Consider the following 18487-nt stretch of genomic DNA (forward strand, 5'->3'; position numbering starts at 1 on the left):
ATCGCGCCATCTCGCCGTTTCCGCGAGGCCACGATTCACGGAAAAGCCCGTCAGCCATAGGCGCATTAACGCGCGACGCCGTTTATGTATCCGTCTCCGTCACGCAAAATTTTAGCCATCGTGAATAGACCCCTGGCTGCCGGTCCGCCTGAGGAATATTTCGGGCGCAGTTTCGTTAGTTCCTCATACGATGCCGTTTGAGGCAAAGTGCATATGTCCCGCAATCACGCATTGAAGCCGCCAGAGCGGCCGGCTCTGGCCCAACGGAGGTACCAGAGATGAAAACGGCTGTTTCGACCTCTCTTTCGAGACGAAGCGTCGTCGCCGTGCTGGCGGCGGCGGCCGCGTCGACCGCCATATTGCCCGCCGGCGATGCGCTGGCGCAGACCAAGCAGACCGCGCCGGACAAGAGTCTATACGATCGGTTGGGAGGCGTGTTCGCCATCGCAGCCGTGGTCGATCACTTCAGCGACGCCGTCGTGAAAAACCCCATCGTCGGCAAGAAGTCCAAGAACCCGCAACTGCGCAAATGGCACACCAAGAACCTCGAACGGCTGCCGGGCCTCAAGTTCATGCGTACGCTGTGGGTGTGCGATGTTTCCGGCGGCCCCTTCAAGTTCGTGGCCACCGAGCCGGGCGCGACGCCGCTCGGCCTCGAGGAGGCCCACAAGGAGCTGAAGATTTCTCCCGCCGAATTCGACGAGGTCGCAGCGGAACTGGGGCGGACGCTCGACCGCTTCAAGGTTCCGAAAGCCGAAAAGACCGAGGTCCTGGAAGCCTTTGCCGCGCACAAGGATGAGGTCACTGCCGGCGCTGTCAAAAAGGGGTGAGGCTCAGCGCGAATCCGGCGAACAGGCGAGGGCGGTCGCCGCTCCGCCTATCCACCCGCCAGCCGCGGCAGCAGGAAAATCTCCGCCCCCGGCGGCAGTTCCTTCGACCACGTGTCGCGATAGATGGTCCCGTCGATCGCGACCGCGATGCCGCGATCGAGCAGGGGTTCGAACGCGGGATGCTGTTCCGCAAGCTTGCGGAACAGCTCCCTGATGTCCTTGGCCTCGATGTCGAGCTTGTCCTTGCCTCCGGCGGCGGCGCTGAGCGAGCCCCAGAGCGTGACTTGGACCATTATCGCCTGATCCTCATTGGACCCTGACGTGAGCTGAAAACCGCTTCGCACTTTTCAGCATGCTAGCCTTCCCGTTCGGCCTCGAGCGCTGCAAGAATCCGCGGCGGCGACATCGGGATGTGGCTCATGCGCACGCCCACCGCGTTCGACACCGCATTGGCGATCGCCGCCAGCGGCGGCACGATCGAGGTCTCGCCGACGCCGCGCACCCCGTAGGGGTGGTTGGGGTTGGGGATTTCCAGGATCTGCGTGTCGATCATCGGCAGGTCGGAGCAGACCGGGATGCGGTAGTCGAGGAAGCCCGGGTTCTGCAGGCGGCCGTCCTTGCCGTAGATATACTCCTCGTTGAGCGCCCAGCCGATGCCTTGCGCGGCACCGCCTTGGTACTGGCCCTCGACATAGGTCGGGTGCACCGCCTTGCCGGCATCCTGCACCACCGTGTAGCGGATCACCCTGGTCGAGCCGGTTTCGGGATCGACCTCGACGTCGCAGATATGGGTGGCGAAGGAGACGCCCGCGCCGTCGGCGACGAGCTCGCTATGGCCGGCGATCGGCCCGCCGGTCTTGCCGGACTGTGCGGCGATCTCCTTCAGCGACAGCTTGCCGAGATTGCCGTGCTTCTCGCCCTTGGCGACCGCATGGCCTTTTTCCCAGGCAACGTCGTCGACCGAGATGTCCCACATCTGCGCGGCGCGCTCGCGCAGCACCTTGATGGCGTTGCGGGCGGCCGAGATGGTCGCCATCGAGGAGGAGAAGGTGCCGCGGCTGCCGTCGGTCATGTCGTTGTAACCGAGGCTGGAAGTGTCGGCTACGATCGCCTTGACCTGGCTGTAGTCGATGCCGAGCTCTTCCGCCGCCACCAGCGACAGCGACGCACGGGAACCACCGACGTCGACCGTGCCGACGGCGAGCGACACCGTGCCGTCCATGCCGATGTTCAAGTCGGTGCAGGTCTGGCCGCCGAAGTTGAACCAGAAGCCGCAGGCCATGCCTCGGCCTTGGTTCTGAGCCAGCGGCGCGCGCATATGCGGGTGCTCCTTGACCGCCTCGAGCGTCGGTCCGATGCCGATCGGGCCGTAGACCGGGCCGTAGGAGGCGCGGGTGCCTTCCTGCGCAGCATTCTTGATGCGGAACTCGACTGGGTCGATACCGATCTCCTTGGCGAGCTCGTCGACAGCGCTTTCCACCGCGAACGCCGCCATCGGCGCCGAAGGCGCGCGATAGGCCGCGGTCTTCGGCCGGTTGACCAGCACCTCGTAGCCGACGGTCTTGACGTTCTCCAGCTTGTAGCAGGCGAATGCCGTCATGGCGCCGATCTCCGCCCACATGCCGGCATAGGGGCCGCAAGTGTAGCGCAGCGTCGCTTCGGCGGCGGTGATGGTGCCGTCCTTCTTCGCGCCGATCTTGACGTCGATCGAGGTGGCGCTGGTTGGCCCCGAGGCGCGGAACACTTCGTCCCGGGTCATCACCAGCTTCACCGGGCGGCCGGCCTTGCGCGACAGGGCCAGCGCCACCGGCTCGGCCCAGACATGGGTCTTGCCGCCGAAGCCGCCGCCGATCTCGGAAGAGGTGACGCGCAGCTTCGAGACTTCGAGGCCGAGCAGCTGGGCGCAATGCTGGCGATAGACGAAATGGCCTTGCGTGCAGACCCAGAGATCGGCCGTGCCGTCGGAATTGACGCTCGCCACGCAGGCATGCGGCTCGATATAGCCCTGATGCGTCTGCTCGGTCTTGAACGAGCGCTCGACGACGAAATCGGCCTGGGCAAAACCCTGGTGGACGTCACCATGGCCGTATTGCGTGCGCTTGGAGACGTTGGACGGCTTGACCGGCTTTTCCTCCAGCCCCTCGGTGAAGATGGCGTCGTTGATGAGCGGGGCGTGGTGCTGCATCGCCTCGTCGACATCGGTCACATGCGGCAGCACCTCATAGTCGACCTCGATCAGCTTCAGCGCCTGCCTGGCGGTGCGGGCGTCGATCGCCGCCACCGCGGCCACGGCATGGCCGTCATAGAGCGCCTTCTTGCGCGCCATGCAATTGTCGAGGGTGTCGAACATGCCGGCATCGCCATCGGTCAGGTCCGGCAGGTCTTTCGCCGTGATCACCGCCTTCACGCCGGCGAGCTTTTCGGCCTTCGACGTGTCGATCTTCTTGATGATCGCGTGGGCGTGCGGGCTGCGAAGCACGCGGCCGACCAGCTGCCCGGCCATGTTGAAGTCGGCGCCGTAGCGGGCGCGTCCCGTCACCTTGTCGACGCCGTCGGGGCGGAGCGGGCGCGTGCCGACGGATGAGAAGCTGCGTCCCGAGTAGCGCGGATCGAAATTCATCTCAGGCTCCCTTCATCACGTTTGCCGCGTCCTGGACGGCGCGCACGATCTTGTCATAGCCGGTGCAGCGGCAGAGATTGCCGGCGAGCCCGAAGCGGATTTCCTCCTCGGTCGGGGAGGGGTTCTTCTCGAGCAGATCCTTCGCCGCAATCAAAAAACCTGGCGTGCAGATGCCGCATTGCAAGGCGGCGTGCTCGAGGAATTTCTGCTGCAGCGGATGCAGCTGGTCGCCATGCGCCATGCCTTCGATGGTCTCGATCTGGCGGCCTTCGGCCTCGGCGCCGAGCACCAGGCAGGAGCACACCAGCCGGTTGTCGACGATGACGCTGCAGGCGCCGCAGTCGCCGGTCCCGCAGCCTTCCTTGGCGCCGGTCAGTCCCAGCCGGTCGCGCAGCACGTCGAGCAGCGTCTCGTCCGGCTGGCAAAGATATTCGACGTGATCGCTGTTGATTGTCGTTGAAACCGCTACACCGGCCATCATTTGCCTCCTGCACGCTCATAGGCGGTGGTGGCGACACGCTTCGCCAGCACACCCGCAACTTTCCGTCTGAATTCGATGGTGCCGCGCTTGTCGTCGATCGGGCGGCAGGCGCCCGCGCAGATCTTGGCGAGCCGCTCCAGCGTCGCCTCATCCAGCTTCGAGCCGACGAGCACCTCGGCCGCCTCCTCGACCAGCAGCACCGTGGGCGCCGCGGCGCCCAGCGCCACGCGGGCCGACTTGATCGCGCCCGCCTCGCCGAGCGTCAGGTTCACGCCGGCGCTGACCACGGCGATGTCCATCTCGGTGCGCGGAATGAAGCGCTGATAGGCGTCGCCCGCATTTGGCGCGCGCTTGTCGAGCAGGATCGCCTCGATGATCTCGCCCTTGGCGAGCGAGGTACGGCCCGGTCCGGTCGGCACGGCTTCCACGGGGATCGTGCGCCTGCCGTTCGGCCCGGCAACCACGGCCTTGGCGCCGGCAGCCACCAACGCCGGCACGCTGTCGGCGGCGGGCGAGGCGTTGCAGAGATTGCCGACGATTGTGCAGCGTCCCTGCACCTGCTTCGAGCCGATCAGCTTGGCCGCCTCGACGACGCCTGGCCAGGCCTTCTTCAGCGCCGCGTTCTCGCCGAGCACCGCGCAGGGCACCGCGGCGCCGATGCTGAAGCCGTCTGCCGTTTCCTTGATTTCGCTAAGGCCCGCTATCGCCTTGATGTCGACGATCAGCTCGGGCTCGATGAAGCCGCCCTTCATCCTCACCAGAAGGTCGCTGCCTCCGGCAAGGATCGCGGCCGGGCCGGCCGCGCTGGCCAACAGGCCGGCGGCCTCTTCTATTGATTGCGGACGTATGTAGCGCATCGTCTCCCCTTGGTGGTCATGATCAGATCGACCGTTATAAAGACTCTCCTTATAATGACCATCCGCTTCCTGCATTGCACCACCTAAGTCAGGCGCATTGCCCTAATTCCTACCCCTAAATTTTCTAAGCCTAGCCGCTAGGACTACTCGTTTGCGCCCGGCCGGCCAAGCCTCCACCATGCCCTGACGAGCCGGACATCGCATCCGGCAACAGGGAGGCTTCGATGACCGCTCTTGCCCGCAGGCCCTGGGTTCCCGCCCATTGCGAGGATTTTATCCAGGCGCTGGCGACCGCCACAAGCGGGCAGGGGAACGACGCCGTGCTCGCCGCGATAGAGGGCGGCATCGCGCTCAACCGGCAAATCCACGAGGCCGACTGCATCAACCTCAATCCGGCGACCAATGTGATGAACCCGAAGGCGGAGGCCGCGCTTGCCGCCGGGCTCGGCTCGCGTCCGTCGCTCGGCTATCCCGGCGACAAATACGAGATGGGGCTGGAGGGCGTCGAACGCATCGAGGTCATCGCCGCCGAGCTTGCGGCGCAAGTCTTCGGCGCGAAATACGCCGAAATCCGCGTCCCTTCCGGCGCCATCGCCAACCTCTACGCTTTCATGGTCGCGGCGCGGCCGGGTGACGCCATCATCGCGCCGCCGCCGGCCATCGGCGGCCATGTCACGCATCATGCGGCGGGCTGCGCCGGTCTGTGCGGGCTGGAGATCCATGCCGCGCCCGTCGATGCCGGCGGCTACACGGTCGATGTCGAGAGGCTCCGCGCACTTGCCCTTGAGATCCGGCCGAAGATGATCACCATCGGCAGCAGCCTCAACCTGCTGCCGCATCCCATCCAGGAAATCAGGGCGATCGCCGACGAGGTCGGTGCGCTGGTGCTGTTCGATGCCGCGCATCTTTGCGGCATGATCGCCGGACAGGCCTGGCAGCAGCCGCTGGAGGAGGGCGCCCATCTGATGACGATGAGCACCTATAAGAGCCTCGGCGGGCCGCCTTCGGGGCTGATCGTCACCAACGACGCCGAGATCGCCGAAAAGCTCGACCGCATCGCCTTTCCCGGCATGACCGCCAATTTCGATGCCGCCAAGGCCGCCGCCCTGGCCATCACCATGCTCGACTGGAAGGCGCATGGCCGCGCCTATGCCGCCGCCATGACCGGCACCGCCAAGGCGCTGGCGAGCGCGCTGGCTGAGCGCGGCCTGCCGGTGTTCTCGACCGCGAAGGGGCACACCGCCTCGCACCAGTTCGCCATCGAGGCGGCGGAGTTCGGCGGCGGCCAGGCGGCAAGCGAAGCGGCTGAGGCGTGCGAACATCCTCACCTGCGGCATCGGCCTGCCGGTCACGGCGGTCGATGGCGACATGAACGGCCTGCGCTTCGGCACGCCGGAGATCGTGCGCTGGGGCATGACGGAAAAGTACATGCCCGAGCTTGCCGCCCTCATCGCCAGGGGACTGCGTGGCAACGATGCCGTGGAGGATGTCGCGGCGGATGTGAGTGCATTCCGGCGCCGGTTCACGAAGCTTCATTTCGTCGGCTGAGCGCCTGAACCCGCGGGCAGGGAGCCCGCTTCGTCAAAAAAAAGGGGCCGCGGGCGAGAAGCCCGCCTTCTTCAACAAAGGGGAATGACCATGCGCATGATTCTGCGATTGATGACTGCTGCCCTGATGGCCGCCGCCGCCGGCGTCGCCAGGGCGGATATCGTGCTCGGCGTCGCCGGCCCGATGTCGGGGCCGAACGCCGCCTATGGCGAGCAGTACCGCGTCGGCGTCGAGACGGCGATCCAGCGCATAAACGCCAATGGCGGCGTGCTCGGTCAGAAGCTCAGCGTCTCGGTCGGCGACGATGTCTCCGACCCCAAGCGCGTGTCGGTCGCCAACAAGTTCGTCGCCGACGGCGTGCACTATGTCGTCGGCCACTACAATTCCGGTGTCACCATTCCGGCCTCGGAGATTTATGCGGAAAACGGCGTGCTCTTCGTCACGCCCACGGACACCAACCCGATGGTGACTGAGCGAGGCCTATGGGACGCGTTCCGGGCCTGCGGCCGCGACGACCAGCAGGGCATCATCGCCGCGAAATTCGTGCTCGAGCGTTTTGCCGGCAAGAAGGTCGCGATCGTCGACGACAAGTCGACGGCCGGCAAGGGCCTCGCCGACGAGATGGCCAAGGCCTACAATTCCGGCGGCGGCAAGGAGGTGCTGCGCGAGGAGATCAACCCGGGCGAGAAGGACTACAGCGCGCTTGTCGCCAAGATCAAGGAGTCGGGCGCCGACCTTGTCTATTACGGCGGCCAGCACACAGAGGCCGGCCTGATCGTGCGCCAGATGCACGACCAGGGCGTCAAGACGGTCCTGATGGGCGGCGACGGCATATCCAACAGCGAGTTCGGCGCCATCGGTGGCGATGGCGCGGCCGGCACGCTGATGACGTCCTTCCCCGATCCGGCGAGCTTTCCCGAAGCCAAAGACGCGGTCGCCGACCTGAAGGCGAAGAATGTGCCCACTGAAGCCGTCACGCTCTACGCCTATGCCGCCACCCAGATCCTCGCCGAGGCGATCGCCAAGGCCAAGGTCGACGACCCGAAGGCGGCGTCCGAGTATCTCCATTCGGGAGCGGCTATCCCGACCGTGCTTGGCACCATTTCCTATGACGACAAAGGGGATATCAAGCAGCCGGGCTTCGTCGTATTTGAGTGGCGGAAGGTCGACGGCAAGCTCGCTCCGGTGGCCCTCAAATAGACTTGAGGTCCTGGAGGCGAGCGCAGGCGGTCGCCGTTCTTTCGCTCGAAGCATTGCCGCGCCCTCATGGCAGGCGGCGCGGCATTGGGAAAGCTGCAGATGGCCGTCAATCCGCCGCGACCGCGCATGCCGCCGCTCACCGCCCTCAGGGCCTTCGAGGCGGCGGCACGCCATGAAAGCTTCGCCAAGGCGGCGGACGAACTCGGCGTGACCCCCGCCGCCGTCTCGCATCAGGTGAAGGCGCTGGAGGCTTGGCTAGGCGCTCCGCTTTTCGTGCGTCACGCGCAAGGCCTGCACCTCACCGATGCTGGGCGTTCGGCGCTACCCTCGTTTTCCACCGCCTTCGACGCCCTGGGGCTCGCCGTCCAGGAATTGCGCATCTCGGCGCCCCGGCCGCAGGTCAGCGTTGCGGCATTGCCTTCGATCGCGCAGCTCTGGCTGGCGCCGCGGCTGCCGGCCCTACGCGCGGCGCATCCGGCGCTGCGCCCCTCCATTCATGCGCTGGAAGAGCCGCCGGACTTCCGGCGCGAGCCTTTCGACCTCGCTATTTTCCTCACCAGATCGGGCGCCGGCCGATCTTTCAAGCTCTGCGACGACGTCATCTTTCCTGTCTGCGCGCCGGCGCTGGCCAGGCAATTGAAGACGCCGGCCGATCTTTCCTCGCAGTTCTTGCTCTGGGATACCACCTGGACGGAGGATTGGAGCCTTTGGTTCGAAGTCGCCGGCGTGAAAGGCCCGTCGATCGAGACGGGTTCCGAATTCTCGCTTTACAGCATGGCTGTGCAGGCCGCCGTCGACGGCGCCGGCGTTTTGATGGGCCATGAGGCGCTAGTGTCGCGCGCTCTTGCCTCCGGCTCGCTGGTGGCGCCGTTTCCCGAATTGCGCGTGCCGACCGGCCGCGCTCTCTCGATTCTCGCACCGGACCGTCCGCCCGCGCCCGCCGCCACCATGATCGACTGGCTGCTGGCAGAGGAGGGGGCAGCGCGCGGCTGAGGCCGCCGGACTCGCCCGTCGCGGTCCACGGGGTCAGGATGCCGGGCGGGGTCTATGCCGCTGCCATCCGCGCCCGCACCAGCGTCGCGGCGGCGTGGCCGGCGGCCGTGATGTAGTCGGGATTGTGGTGGATCAGCATGCTGGAAAAGGCGCCGTCCATCAGAAGCACGATCTCGCGCGCCAGCATCTTCGGCTCGCGCACGCCATGGCTAGAAAGCTCGCCCGCCAGCCATTTCTCGAAATTGCTCTTATGGCGCGAGCCCGCCTTCACCGCCGGATGGCCGGGCATCGCGGCGAGTTCGGCGGCCGTGCGCAGGAAGCCGCAGCCCTTCCATTTGACGTGCCGAGCCACGCGCGCCAGATGGGTGAAGATCGCCGCGACCTTCTTGTCCGCGCCGCCTTGCGCCGCCTCGAACCAGCCGGCCATCTGCTTGAGGTTCGGCTGGTCGCGGCTGTCGAGATAGGCCGTGATCAGCTCGTCCTTGCTCTTGAAGTGGTAGTAGAGCGTGCGCTTGGTCAGCCCCGCCTTTTCCGCCACGGCATCGACGCTGACGCGGCCGATGCCTTCGGCATAGAAGAGTTTTGCCGCCGCGTCGACGAGGCGTTTCCTGGTTGGATTGGGCTTCTCGGTCATCCGTCAAGTATACCGACTAGTGAATATACAAACAAGCCGGAAGCTGATCCCTTGCAGCCGTTCCACAGAGCAATTCCAGGAAAATGCGCAGCGGTTTCCGTCCGGAATTGCGGAGAAAAACGAACGGCTAAGGAGAAAACTATGACCGAGCCCGTGCTTTGCGAAATCCGCGACCGCGTCGCGGTGCTGACGCTCAACCGCCCCGAAAAGCTCAATGCCCTGAATTACGACCTTATCGACCGCCTGCTGGCGATCCTCGACAGGATAGAGACCGACGATGCCGTGCGTGCCGTGATCCTCACCGGGGCAGGGGAGCGCGCCTTCTCGGCCGGCGGCGACATCCACGAATTCGCGTTGAGCGTGGCCGAAGGCACGGATGTCGCGCTGCGCGATTTCGTCATGCGCGGCCAGCGGCTGACGGCGCGGCTGGAAGCGTTCCGCAAGCCGGTCATCGCCGCCGTCAACGGCCTTGCCTTCGGCGGTGGCTGCGAGATCACCGAGGCGGTGCCGCTGGCGGTCGCCAGCGACCGCGCCCTGTTCGCCAAGCCCGAAATAACGCTCGCCATGCCGCCGACCTTCGGCGGGACGCAGCGCCTGCCGAGGCTTGCCGGGCGCAAACGCGCGCTCGAACTGCTGCTTACCGGCGAGCCTTTCTCGCCCGCGCTGGCGCTGGGGCTCGGGCTGGTCAACAAAGTCGTGCCGCATGAGGAGCTGATGCCCGCCGCGCTCGATCTTGCGAACCGCATCATCCGCCATTCGCAGGCGGCGGTGGCTGGCATTCTCACCGCGGTGGCGCGCGGCATCAACCTTAGCATCGCCGAGGGCCTGCTGGTCGAGGCCGAGCAGTTCGCCCGCATGGCCCCGACCGCCGACCTCGGCGAAGGGCTCAGCGCCTGGATCGAGCGGCGCCAGCCCATCTATGACGGCTCATGGACGCACGTCACCCGGCTCAGCGAGGCACGGCGCGCCTCGCTTCGGCGCGATCCCGCGGCGGATTAGGGCGCCGCGTTGAGGCGACCCTTCATGTTGGGGTGGAAGCGGCAGAAATAGTCGACCGCTCCCGCTTGCTTGAGCGTGATCCTGCCTTTCGATTTCGGCGGGATCATCACCTCCCAGCCGCCCTTCACTGTCGCGGTGTGGGCGATGACGTCCTTGTTCACCCACTCGATCGTGTCGCCGACCTTGGCCTCGACGCTCGCCGGCGAGTAGACCAGCCTGTCGATGGTCACCTCGATGGTGGCGGCGAGCGCCGGCGGCGCGACAAGCGCCAGCGCCAGCGAGCCGAGCAGCGATAATGCGCCCGCCCTCATTTCAGCGTGCCGGCGACATGCTCGGCATGCTGCTCATGTCCCTGGAAGATTTTCAACCCGGTCTCCAGCAGGCTCTTCAGCTCGGCATTGCTGGCCGAAGGAATGAGCAGGGTTTCGAGCGCGCCGTTGACCTGCTTGTGATAGGCGACCTCGTTCTCGATATAGGCCTTGTCGAAGGCAGTGCCCTCGAGCTTTGCCAGCTTGGCGCGCTCTTCCTTCGCCGCCTTGGTCAGCGCCTGGCTGGTGGCGTTGTCTTCCGGCTTCACCTTCAGCTTCTTCACCAGGTCGAGAGCCTGCTTGTTCACCGCCTCGTGGTCGCGCTCCATATCCTTGGCAAAGTCGACGACCTCCTTGGTTTTCGACTTCTGGATCGCCAGCTTCGCCGCCTCGATGTCGAGCACGCCGGCCGTGTAGGCGATATGGGCGATCTGCGGGTCGGTCGGCTTCTCGGCGGCCTCAGCCAGCGGCGCTGCGCTGACGAGGAGGAAGGCTGCGAGGGCTGCGGTCGGTCGGATAAACATGGCATCTCCTTCGCCCGGCACAGAGGCACCGGGCTCCATTCTGGGTTGACGGCCATTGGATGCGGGAGAGGGCGAAACGTTCCCGGGAAAAGTCGCGGGACACACATGTTGGACATTGCATGTTGGAGATTGGCCGAAAAGCTCATCCGCGATGCCTCTCCTCAACGCGGGCTTCGCGAAATCTGAACGCGCCTCAGCCCTCGAAGCCGAGCCTCTTCATCACCGCCCGCGTCAGCCGTTCGCAGCGCCGGCCGGCGAAAGGAAACGCGTCGAGCAGCACCGGGCCGATCTCGTCGTCCAGCGCCTTGCGCACCAAGGCACGCGCCCGATGCAGCCTTGTCTTCACCGTTTCCGGCCTGATGCCGAGCAGGTCGGCGGTTTCCTCGATACTCAATCCCTCGATGACGCGGGCGACGAAGACCGTGCGATAGACATCGGGAAGGCTGTCGGTCGCCCGCTCGACAAGCCCGAGGATCTGCCGCTGCGCCATTGTCCGCTCCGGATCGTCGCCAGGGTTCAAGTCATTTGAATTCAACGGAAACCGGATGATCTGCGCCTCAGGGTTTTCAGGCATCGACACGATGCGTTTTCTCTTGCGCAGCCGGCCGAGCGCCTCGTTGATGACGATGCGCGACAGCCAGGTCGAGAGCGAGGCATCGCCGCGGAAGCTGTCGAGGCTGGCGAAGGCGCGCATATAGGCTTCCTGCACGATGTCCTCGGCCTCGGCGTCGTTGCGCACCACGCCGCGCGCGATGCGGTAGAGCCGCTGGTTGTGCGTCTTGATGATGAAGCGGAAGGCGCCGGGGTCCCGTGCCAGGGCCCGGCGCACCAACGCCATCTCGCCGGCCTCCGCCGCCGAAACCGCGGCGGCCTGACTTGCTGACTTCATCATCGCGCCCCGATCTCCCAACAGGCATTACATCCGGGCAATTGGACGCGCCTGCCGGCAAAAGGTTCCCGGATTTTCCCGATCCAGTCGCGCGCTATGCTACAGCTTTCAGCGCCGGCCTGTCTGCAGCCTGCGCGCGGGCGGCGGCGGCAAGCAGATCGGTCTGGGTGATGAGTCCGAGAATATGCCGTCCGGCGTCGACGATCACCACCGCATGGCTGCGCCCGTCGGTCAGCAGCGGCAGCAGGCTCATCGCCGGCGTCTCGGGCGAGGCCGTGCCGGCCTTCGACATCACGCCCTTCACGGTGTCGGTCGCTTGCGTCAGTTCGCGCAGGCCGACGGCGCCGACCAGCCTCGCCTCGGCGTCGACCACCGGCAGGGTGCGGATATTGTGGTCGAGAAGCTGCTTGCGCGCCTCGTCGGCGGTGGCGTTCTCCGACATCGAGATCACGTCGCGGGACATGATGTCCCGGCAGAGCAGCGTCCGATGCGCGCGCACCATCGCCTGCAGCTCGACCTGGCGCAGCAGCCTTTCGATGTCGTCACGGTCGATGTCGAAGGTCTCGTCGAGTGCCGCCAGGGCGGCATCGACATCCTCGGGCCGGAAGCCGACGCGCTCCGCCGGCGGCCGGTCGGCTGTGCCGTGGCTGTTGGCGGCAGGCTGAGGCACATGCGGATAGTTGCGCCGCGACAGCTTGTGGAACAGGAAACCGAGCGTCACCAATATGATCGAGTTCAGCGCTACCGGCACGAAGGGAAACAGGAAGCCGGCGCTGATCACGGCCGGCCCGCCAAGCACGCCGGTGAGGGCTGCTGCACCGCCCGGCGGATGCAGCGAGCGCGTGAAAGACATGGCTGCGATCGCCAGCGCCACCGCCAGCCCGGAGGCGATCACCGGGTTGTGCACGAAATGCGCCACCGTCACGCCGACCAGCGCGGAGATCGTGTTGCCGCCGATGATCGACCAGGGCTGCGCCAGCGGGCTCGACGGCACGGCAAAGAGCAGCACGGCGGACGCGCCCATCGGCGCCACCAGCATCGCCACATGCGGTCCGTTGCCCATGGCGAGCCCGCTGATCACGCCGGTCAGCGCGATGCCGATGGTCGCGCCGATGCAGGCAAGCAGCCGCTCGCGCAGCGTCGCGCCGGCAAGGATCGGAACGAAGAGGCGGAACGCCATGGCAGCCCCAGGTCGAATGGCTTGAACTGTCGAATGGTGGAATTTGCGCTGCCCGCAATGCCGCCGAAGCCACGGATTTGGAAGCCAAACCAATCCGTATATTCGCGGCTGGAGAGAATATTATTGCAGCGCGGATCGCCTGCGACATGCTGCCAGCGGCCTCGGCTTTCTCAATCGCGCCAAGGTCTTACGGCCGTCCGCGGATTCAGTTTGGCAACGGCTCTAGCCCGTCGCTCAGGCCTCGGCCGCGGCGGCGAGGCCGCGCTGAAGGTCGGCCTTGAGGTCCTCGACGTCTTCCAGCCCGATCTGCAGGCGGATCAGCGGCCCGGCATAGGAGCCCTTGGCGATGGTGCGGTCCCCCAGAAAGACCGGCACGGCAAGGCTCTCATATCCGCCCCAGGAGTAGCCGAGGCCGAAGATGGTCAGCGCGTCGAGGAAGGCGTGCTGCGCCTTCTGTCCGCCGCCATTCAGAACGATCGAAAAGACGCCGCTCGAGCCGCAGAAATCGCGCTTCCAGAGCGCGTGGTCGGGATGACTCGGCAGCGCCGGATGCAGCACCTGCGCCACGCCCGGTTGCTCCTCCAGCCAGCGCGCGATTTCGAGCGCGCTCTTCTGGTGATGCTCCAGCCTCACCCCCATGGTGCGCAGGCCGCGCAGCGTCTGATAGATGTCGTCCGGGCCCGAACAGCAGCCCAGCGTGCAGAACCCTTCATAGAGCTGCTTCCAGCAAGCCTCATTGGCCGAGACCAGGCCGAGCAGCACGTCCGAATGGCCGGCCGGGTATTTGGTTGCCGCATGGATCGAGATGTCGACGCCGTGGTCGAGCGGCTTGAAGTAGAGCGGCGTCGCCCAGGTGTTGTCCATCATGACGATGGCATTTGCCGCATGCGCCGCCTTGGCGATCGCCGGAATGTCCTGCACCTCATAGGTGTTCGATCCCGGCGACTCGGTGAACACCACCTTGGTGTTGGGCTTGATCAGCGATGCAATTCCGGCGCCGATGCGCGGATCGTAATATTCGACTTCGATGCCGAGTCGCTTCAGCATGGTATCGGCGAAATTCCGCGTCGGGTGATAGACCGAATCGACGATCAAAACATGGTCGCCGGCCGAGACGAAGGTGAGCAGGGGAATCGTCACCGCGGCCAGTCCCGACGGCACCGCGATCGTGCCGGCCGAGCCTTCCAGCGCATCGACGGCGAGCGTGAGCGCATCCATCGTCGGTGTGCCGCGCGTGCCGTAGGTGTATTTCTGGCTTCGCGAGGCCATCGAGGCGGCGTCGGGGTAAAGCACCGTCGAGGCATGCACGACCGGCGGATTGACGAAGCCGAAATAGTCGCGCGGGTTATTGCCGGAATGGGCAAGCCGCGTGTTGATGCCGATGTTGCTGCCGTCTGTCGCCATAGTTCGTCGCTCGTCGCCCATAGTTCGTCGCTCGTCGCAGTGTGTCAGGGGCTCAGCCATAGAGCGGTGGAACTGGTCGCGCAACCGCTGCGAACCCGCCAAGCGATGGTGTTTGGCTGGGCCAAATGAGAGGTCGCCGGCTCACCTTTCGTGCCCCTTGCAGGCCTCCGGCGACGATGCGCCGGAGGCAGCCCGGCGCGCCTTTCTTCGCTACGAATCACGCCAGTCCTTCCATTGCCGCCAACAAGTAGTAAGAGGCGGGAGTTCAGGTAATGGCCAAAATTTCGATGGCGCCGGACTTGCCGGTCCCGGCTGCAGCTCTTCACCAATTTGCGAGCGCTTTTGGCTGCAATTCGGTGATTTGCGGCAATCGGTTTTCAAACGTGTCGCAATTCGGTCATTTCCCTTGACCTCACAGGAATAATCGCCTTCGATGCGTTTCGTGAATGGGAGGCAGTGCATCGGCGAAACGATGCGGGTCCGGGAGCGGGCCTAAGTGGGAGCTGCATTCACAAACGAAAAAAGATCAAGCGTCGCCTGCAATTAGGGGCGCCTGTAACAGAAAAGGGTCTGTGGGTCATGAAACACATTGCATTGGGCATGCTTGGCGCCGCCGCGCTCGGGCTCATGGCGTCCGCCGCTTCGGCCGGCACGCTCGACACCGTCAAGCAGAAGGGCTTCATCCAGTGCGGCGTCTCGACCGGCCTCGCCGGCTTCTCGGCGCCGGACGACAAGGGCGACTGGAAGGGCATCGATGCGGATTTCTGCCGCGCCGTCGCGGCCGCCGTCTTCGGTGACGGCTCCAAGGTCAAGTTCACGCCGCTCAGCGCCAAGGAGCGTTTCACCGCCCTGCAGTCGGGCGAGATCGACATCCTGTCGCGCAACACCACCTGGACGAGCAACCGCGACAGCGCGCTTGGCCTCGATTTTGTCGGCGTCACCTACTATGACGGCCAAGGCTTCATGATCAACGCCAAGAAGCTGCCGGGCGTGAACTCCGCGCTGCAGCTTTCGGGCGCCGCGGTCTGCGTGCAGAGCGGCACCACCACGGAGCTCAACCTCGCCGACTACTTCAAGAAGAACAAGATGGAGTACAACCCCGTCGTGTTCGAGAAGCTGGAAGAGGTCAACGCCGCCTATGATTCCGGTCGCTGCGACGCCTACACCACCGACCAGTCCGGCCTCTACGGCATCCGCCTGACGCTCTCCTCGCCCGCCGACCACGTCGTGCTGCCCGAGATCATCTCCAAGGAACCGCTCGGCCCGGCCGTGCGCCAGGGCGACGATCAATGGGCCCATATCGCGCGGTGGACGTATTTCGCGCTGCTCAACGCCGAGGAAGCCGGCATCACGCAGGCCAATGTCGAGGAGATGAAGTCGTCGACCGATCCGAACATCCAGCGCCTCCTCGGCACTGAGCCCGATGGCAAATACGGCGCCGATCTCGGCCTCTCCAACGACTGGGTTGTCAACATCATCAAGGCGGTCGGCAACTACGGCGAAATGTTTGAGCGCAATGTCGGCTCGGGCAGCCCGCTCAAGATCGCGCGCGGCATCAACGCTCTGTGGACGAAGGGCGGCCTGCAATATGGTCCGCCGGTTCGCTGATTGAAATGTGATCCGGGAGGCAGGTCGTCTGCCTCCCGGTTTCTCTTTTCAGGGGATCGTCTATGGCTTCGCAGGAAATCCTTCGGCAGGAGCCGGGTCGCGGCTCCTTCATCAATGACCCGAAAATACGCGCCCTGTTCTTTCAGACGCTGGTCGTAATTCTTCTGTTCGTTTCGATCTGGTGGATCGTCAACAACGTCATCGAGAACCTCCAGCGCCTTCATATCGCTTCAGGCTTCCAGTTCCTCAGGAACAGGGCCGGTTTCGATATCTCCGACACGCCGATTGCCTATACGTCGGACGCAACCTATGGCCGTGCGCTCATCGTCGGCTTGCTCAACACAATCATCGTTGCCGCCGCCGGCATCGTCCTCGCCACCATAGTCGGCTTCATCATTGGCATCGGCCGGCTATCGCAAAATTGGCTGATCCGTAAGATCTGCACGGTCTATGTCGAGATCTTCCGCAATATCCCGCCGCTGCTGGTCATCTTCTTCTGGTATTCGGGCGTGCTCGCGGTGCTGCCGCCGCCGCGCGAGAGCTATCACCTGCCGTTCGGCTCCTTCCTCAACCAGCGCGGCTTCTATTTTCCGCGCGGTGTCTGGGGCGACGGCTCCTGGCTGGTTCTGGTCGCTTTCGTCGTGGCGCTCGCCATGGCGTGGTTTGTCGCGCACCGGGCGCGCCAGCGGCAGATGGCCACCGGCCAGCAATTTCCGGTGTTCTGGACCTCGGTCGCCCTGATCGTCGGCCTGCCCGTGCTCGCCTTCCTGCTCGCCGGCATGCCGCTTACCTTTGACTTCCCGAAGCAGTCGACCTTCAATCTGACAGGCGGATTTCAGATCAAGCCTGAGTTCCTGTCGCTCCTGCTGGCGCTTTCCTTCTACACGGCCGCCTTCATCGCCGAGATCGTGCGCGCCGGCATCAAGGGCGTCAGCAAAGGCCAGAGCGAAGCGGCGGCTGCACTCGGCCTACGCTCCGGGCCGATCCTGCGCCTGGTGGTGATCCCGCAGGCGATGCGCATCGTCATCCCGCCGCTTACCAGCCAGTATCTGAACCTCACCAAGAACTCTTCGCTGGCGATCGCCATCGGCTACCCCGATCTCACCGCCACCGCCGGCACGGTGCTCAACCAGACCGGCCAAGCGGTCGAGGGCGTGTTCCTCATGATGATCGCCTATCTGGTGCTGAGCCTCGTCACCTCTGCAGTGATGAACGTGGTCAACGCCAGAATGGCGCTGGTGGAGAGGTAGAGCCATGCAGGAACACGACATGTCCTGGGTGCGCACCGAGATGACGCTGGCGCAGCCGGCGCCTCCTGGCGAGCGCGGCGCCTATGCCTGGGTGCGCAAGAACCTGACCGCCTCGGTTGGCGACACTATCCTGACCATCCTCGGCATCGCCATAGTCGCCTGGATCCTGCCGCAGGTCATCAACTGGGCCTTTATAAACGCAGTGTGGACCGGGCCGGACCGCACGGTCTGCGCCACCGTCTCGCAAGGCGGCATCCAGCCCGACGGCTGGACCGGCGCCTGCTGGGCTTTCGTCAACGCCAAGTTCGGCCAGTTCATGTTCGGCACCTATCACATCGAAGAACGCTGGCGGCCTATCCTGGTCGCCATCCTGTTCGTGGTGTTGCTGGTGCCTATGCTGATCCCGCGCGTGCCGCGCAAGGGGCTGAACGCCATCCTGCTCTTCCTCGTGCTGCCGGTCGTCGCCCACTTCCTTTTGGTCGGCGGCGTGTTCGGCCTGCCGCATGTCGAGACCTCGCGCTGGGGTGGGCTGCTGGTGACGCTCAGCCTCTCCTTCGTTGGTATGGCCGTGTCGCTGCCCCTGGGCATCGCTCTGGCGCTCGGCCGTCGCTCCCAGATGCCGATCGTCAAATGGCTTTGCGTCGTCTTCATCGAGACGGTGCGCGGCATTCCGCTGATCACCGTGCTGTTCTTCGCGAGCGTCATGCTGCCGCTTTTCCTTCCCGAGGGCGTTACCTTCGACAAGTACCTCAGGGCGCTGATCGGCGTGTCGCTGTTTGCCGCCGCCTATATGGCGGAAGTGGTGCGCGGCGGCCTCCAGGCGATCCCGAAGGGCCAGTATGAGGGCGCCGATTCGCTCGGCCTCGGCTATTGGCAGAAGATGGGCTTGATCGTGCTGCCGCAGGCGCTGAAGCTGGTCATTCCCGGCATCGTCAACACCTTCATCGGCATGTTCAAGGATACCAGCCTGGTGCTCATCATCTCGATGTTCGACCTGCTCGGCGTGGTGAAGCAGAATTTCTCCGATCCCAACTGGGCGACGCCGCAGACCCCGAAGTCCGGCCTGATCTTCGCCGCCTTCGTGTTCTGGCTGTTCTGCTTCGGCATGTCGCGCTATTCAATGTACACCGAGCGCCGGCTGGACACCGGCTACAAACGATAA

18 protein-coding genes are annotated in these 18487 nt (G+C 65.1%); 8 read left to right on the forward strand and 10 right to left on the reverse strand.

The annotated features are described in order from the left end of the window. Window positions 1-326: 326 nt before the first annotated feature. A complete protein-coding gene (locus tag CK215_RS25445; RefSeq protein WP_245418799.1) occupies window positions 327-830 on the forward strand; it encodes a group 1 truncated hemoglobin in 504 nt (167 codons plus the stop codon). 47 nt (window positions 831-877) lie between these two features. Here CK215_RS25445 and CK215_RS25450 read toward each other — a convergent pair whose 3' ends face one another. The 4 genes from CK215_RS25450 to CK215_RS25465 all read right to left on the reverse strand — a co-directional run bounded on the left by CK215_RS25450 (window position 878) and on the right by CK215_RS25465 (window position 4788). Beyond that, window positions 878-1123, reverse strand: a complete 246-nt coding sequence (locus CK215_RS25450; RefSeq protein WP_066997117.1) for a MoaD/ThiS family protein — start codon at window positions 1121-1123, stop codon at window positions 878-880. A 62-nt stretch (window positions 1124-1185) separates the two neighbouring features. Further along, on the reverse strand, window positions 1186-3450 hold the full coding sequence (locus CK215_RS25455) for a xanthine dehydrogenase family protein molybdopterin-binding subunit (RefSeq protein ID WP_095832534.1): 2265 nt from the start codon (window positions 3448-3450) through the stop codon (window positions 1186-1188). A gap of 1 nt (window position 3451) precedes the next feature. Further along, window positions 3452-3928, reverse strand: a complete 477-nt coding sequence (locus tag CK215_RS25460) for a (2Fe-2S)-binding protein (protein ID WP_095832551.1) — start codon at window positions 3926-3928, stop codon at window positions 3452-3454. After that, on the reverse strand, window positions 3928-4788 hold the full coding sequence (locus tag CK215_RS25465) for a xanthine dehydrogenase family protein subunit M (protein WP_066997123.1): 861 nt from the start codon (window positions 4786-4788) through the stop codon (window positions 3928-3930). Before CK215_RS25465 ends, CK215_RS25460 begins: the two co-directional genes overlap by 1 nt. A gap of 224 nt (window positions 4789-5012) precedes the next feature. On the opposite strand from CK215_RS25465, the gene CK215_RS25470 reads away from it, so the two are divergent. From CK215_RS25470 to CK215_RS25480, 3 genes are all read left to right on the forward strand, one after another. Further along, a complete protein-coding gene (locus CK215_RS25470) occupies window positions 5013-6344 on the forward strand; it encodes an aminotransferase class I/II-fold pyridoxal phosphate-dependent enzyme (RefSeq protein ID WP_210201692.1) in 1332 nt (443 codons plus the stop codon). Window positions 6345-6420: 76 nt separating this feature from the next. Next, the gene (locus CK215_RS25475; RefSeq protein ID WP_095832535.1) at window positions 6421-7536 is read left to right on the forward strand and encodes a branched-chain amino acid ABC transporter substrate-binding protein; all 1116 of its coding nucleotides are present in this window, start codon (window positions 6421-6423) and stop codon (window positions 7534-7536) included. 99 nt (window positions 7537-7635) lie between these two features. Further along, window positions 7636-8529, forward strand: coding sequence for a LysR family transcriptional regulator (locus tag CK215_RS25480; protein ID WP_245418800.1), 894 nt, complete (start codon window positions 7636-7638; stop codon window positions 8527-8529). 52 nt (window positions 8530-8581) lie between these two features. Here the strand turns inward: CK215_RS25480 and CK215_RS25485 are convergent, their stop codons facing one another. Continuing rightward, on the reverse strand, window positions 8582-9163 hold the full coding sequence (locus tag CK215_RS25485) for a TetR/AcrR family transcriptional regulator (RefSeq protein ID WP_066997130.1): 582 nt from the start codon (window positions 9161-9163) through the stop codon (window positions 8582-8584). Window positions 9164-9304: 141 nt separating this feature from the next. On the opposite strand from CK215_RS25485, the gene CK215_RS25490 reads away from it, so the two are divergent. Further along, window positions 9305-10162 (forward strand): crotonase/enoyl-CoA hydratase family protein, encoded by an 858-nt coding sequence (locus CK215_RS25490; RefSeq protein WP_095832536.1) that lies wholly within the window; start codon window positions 9305-9307, stop codon window positions 10160-10162. Here CK215_RS25490 and CK215_RS25495 read toward each other — a convergent pair. From CK215_RS25495 to CK215_RS25515, 5 genes are all read right to left on the reverse strand, one after another. Further along, a complete protein-coding gene (locus CK215_RS25495; protein ID WP_066997135.1) occupies window positions 10159-10473 on the reverse strand; it encodes a cupredoxin family copper-binding protein in 315 nt (104 codons plus the stop codon). The two genes, CK215_RS25490 and CK215_RS25495, sit on opposite strands and share 4 nt — an antisense overlap. Continuing rightward, on the reverse strand, window positions 10470-10994 hold the full coding sequence (locus CK215_RS25500) for a DUF4142 domain-containing protein (protein WP_095832553.1): 525 nt from the start codon (window positions 10992-10994) through the stop codon (window positions 10470-10472). The genes CK215_RS25495 and CK215_RS25500 overlap by 4 nt, the downstream gene beginning before the upstream one ends. A gap of 193 nt (window positions 10995-11187) precedes the next feature. Beyond that, on the reverse strand, window positions 11188-11883 hold the full coding sequence (locus CK215_RS25505; protein ID WP_095832554.1) for an RNA polymerase sigma factor: 696 nt from the start codon (window positions 11881-11883) through the stop codon (window positions 11188-11190). A 94-nt stretch (window positions 11884-11977) separates the two neighbouring features. Then, window positions 11978-13063, reverse strand: coding sequence for an HPP family protein (locus CK215_RS25510; RefSeq protein ID WP_095832537.1), 1086 nt, complete (start codon window positions 13061-13063; stop codon window positions 11978-11980). Between the two features lie 234 nt (window positions 13064-13297). Then, a complete protein-coding gene (locus CK215_RS25515) occupies window positions 13298-14467 on the reverse strand; it encodes a cystathionine beta-lyase (protein ID WP_095832538.1) in 1170 nt (389 codons plus the stop codon). 579 nt (window positions 14468-15046) lie between these two features. Between CK215_RS25515 and CK215_RS25520 the strand changes: the two genes are divergently transcribed. The 3 genes from CK215_RS25520 to CK215_RS25530 all read left to right on the forward strand — a co-directional run bounded on the left by CK215_RS25520 (window position 15047) and on the right by CK215_RS25530 (window position 18487). Beyond that, window positions 15047-16075 (forward strand): amino acid ABC transporter substrate-binding protein, encoded by a 1029-nt coding sequence (locus CK215_RS25520; protein WP_066997146.1) that lies wholly within the window; start codon window positions 15047-15049, stop codon window positions 16073-16075. 62 nt (window positions 16076-16137) lie between these two features. Then, window positions 16138-17325, forward strand: a complete 1188-nt coding sequence (locus CK215_RS25525; RefSeq protein ID WP_095778333.1) for an amino acid ABC transporter permease — start codon at window positions 16138-16140, stop codon at window positions 17323-17325. A gap of 4 nt (window positions 17326-17329) precedes the next feature. Beyond that, window positions 17330-18487, forward strand: a complete 1158-nt coding sequence (locus tag CK215_RS25530) for an amino acid ABC transporter permease (protein WP_066997152.1) — start codon at window positions 17330-17332, stop codon at window positions 18485-18487.

Origin of the sequence: Mesorhizobium sp. WSM3864 (assembly GCF_002294955.1) — a bacterium.
In the GTDB taxonomy this organism is placed as follows: domain Bacteria; phylum Pseudomonadota; class Alphaproteobacteria; order Rhizobiales; family Rhizobiaceae; genus Mesorhizobium.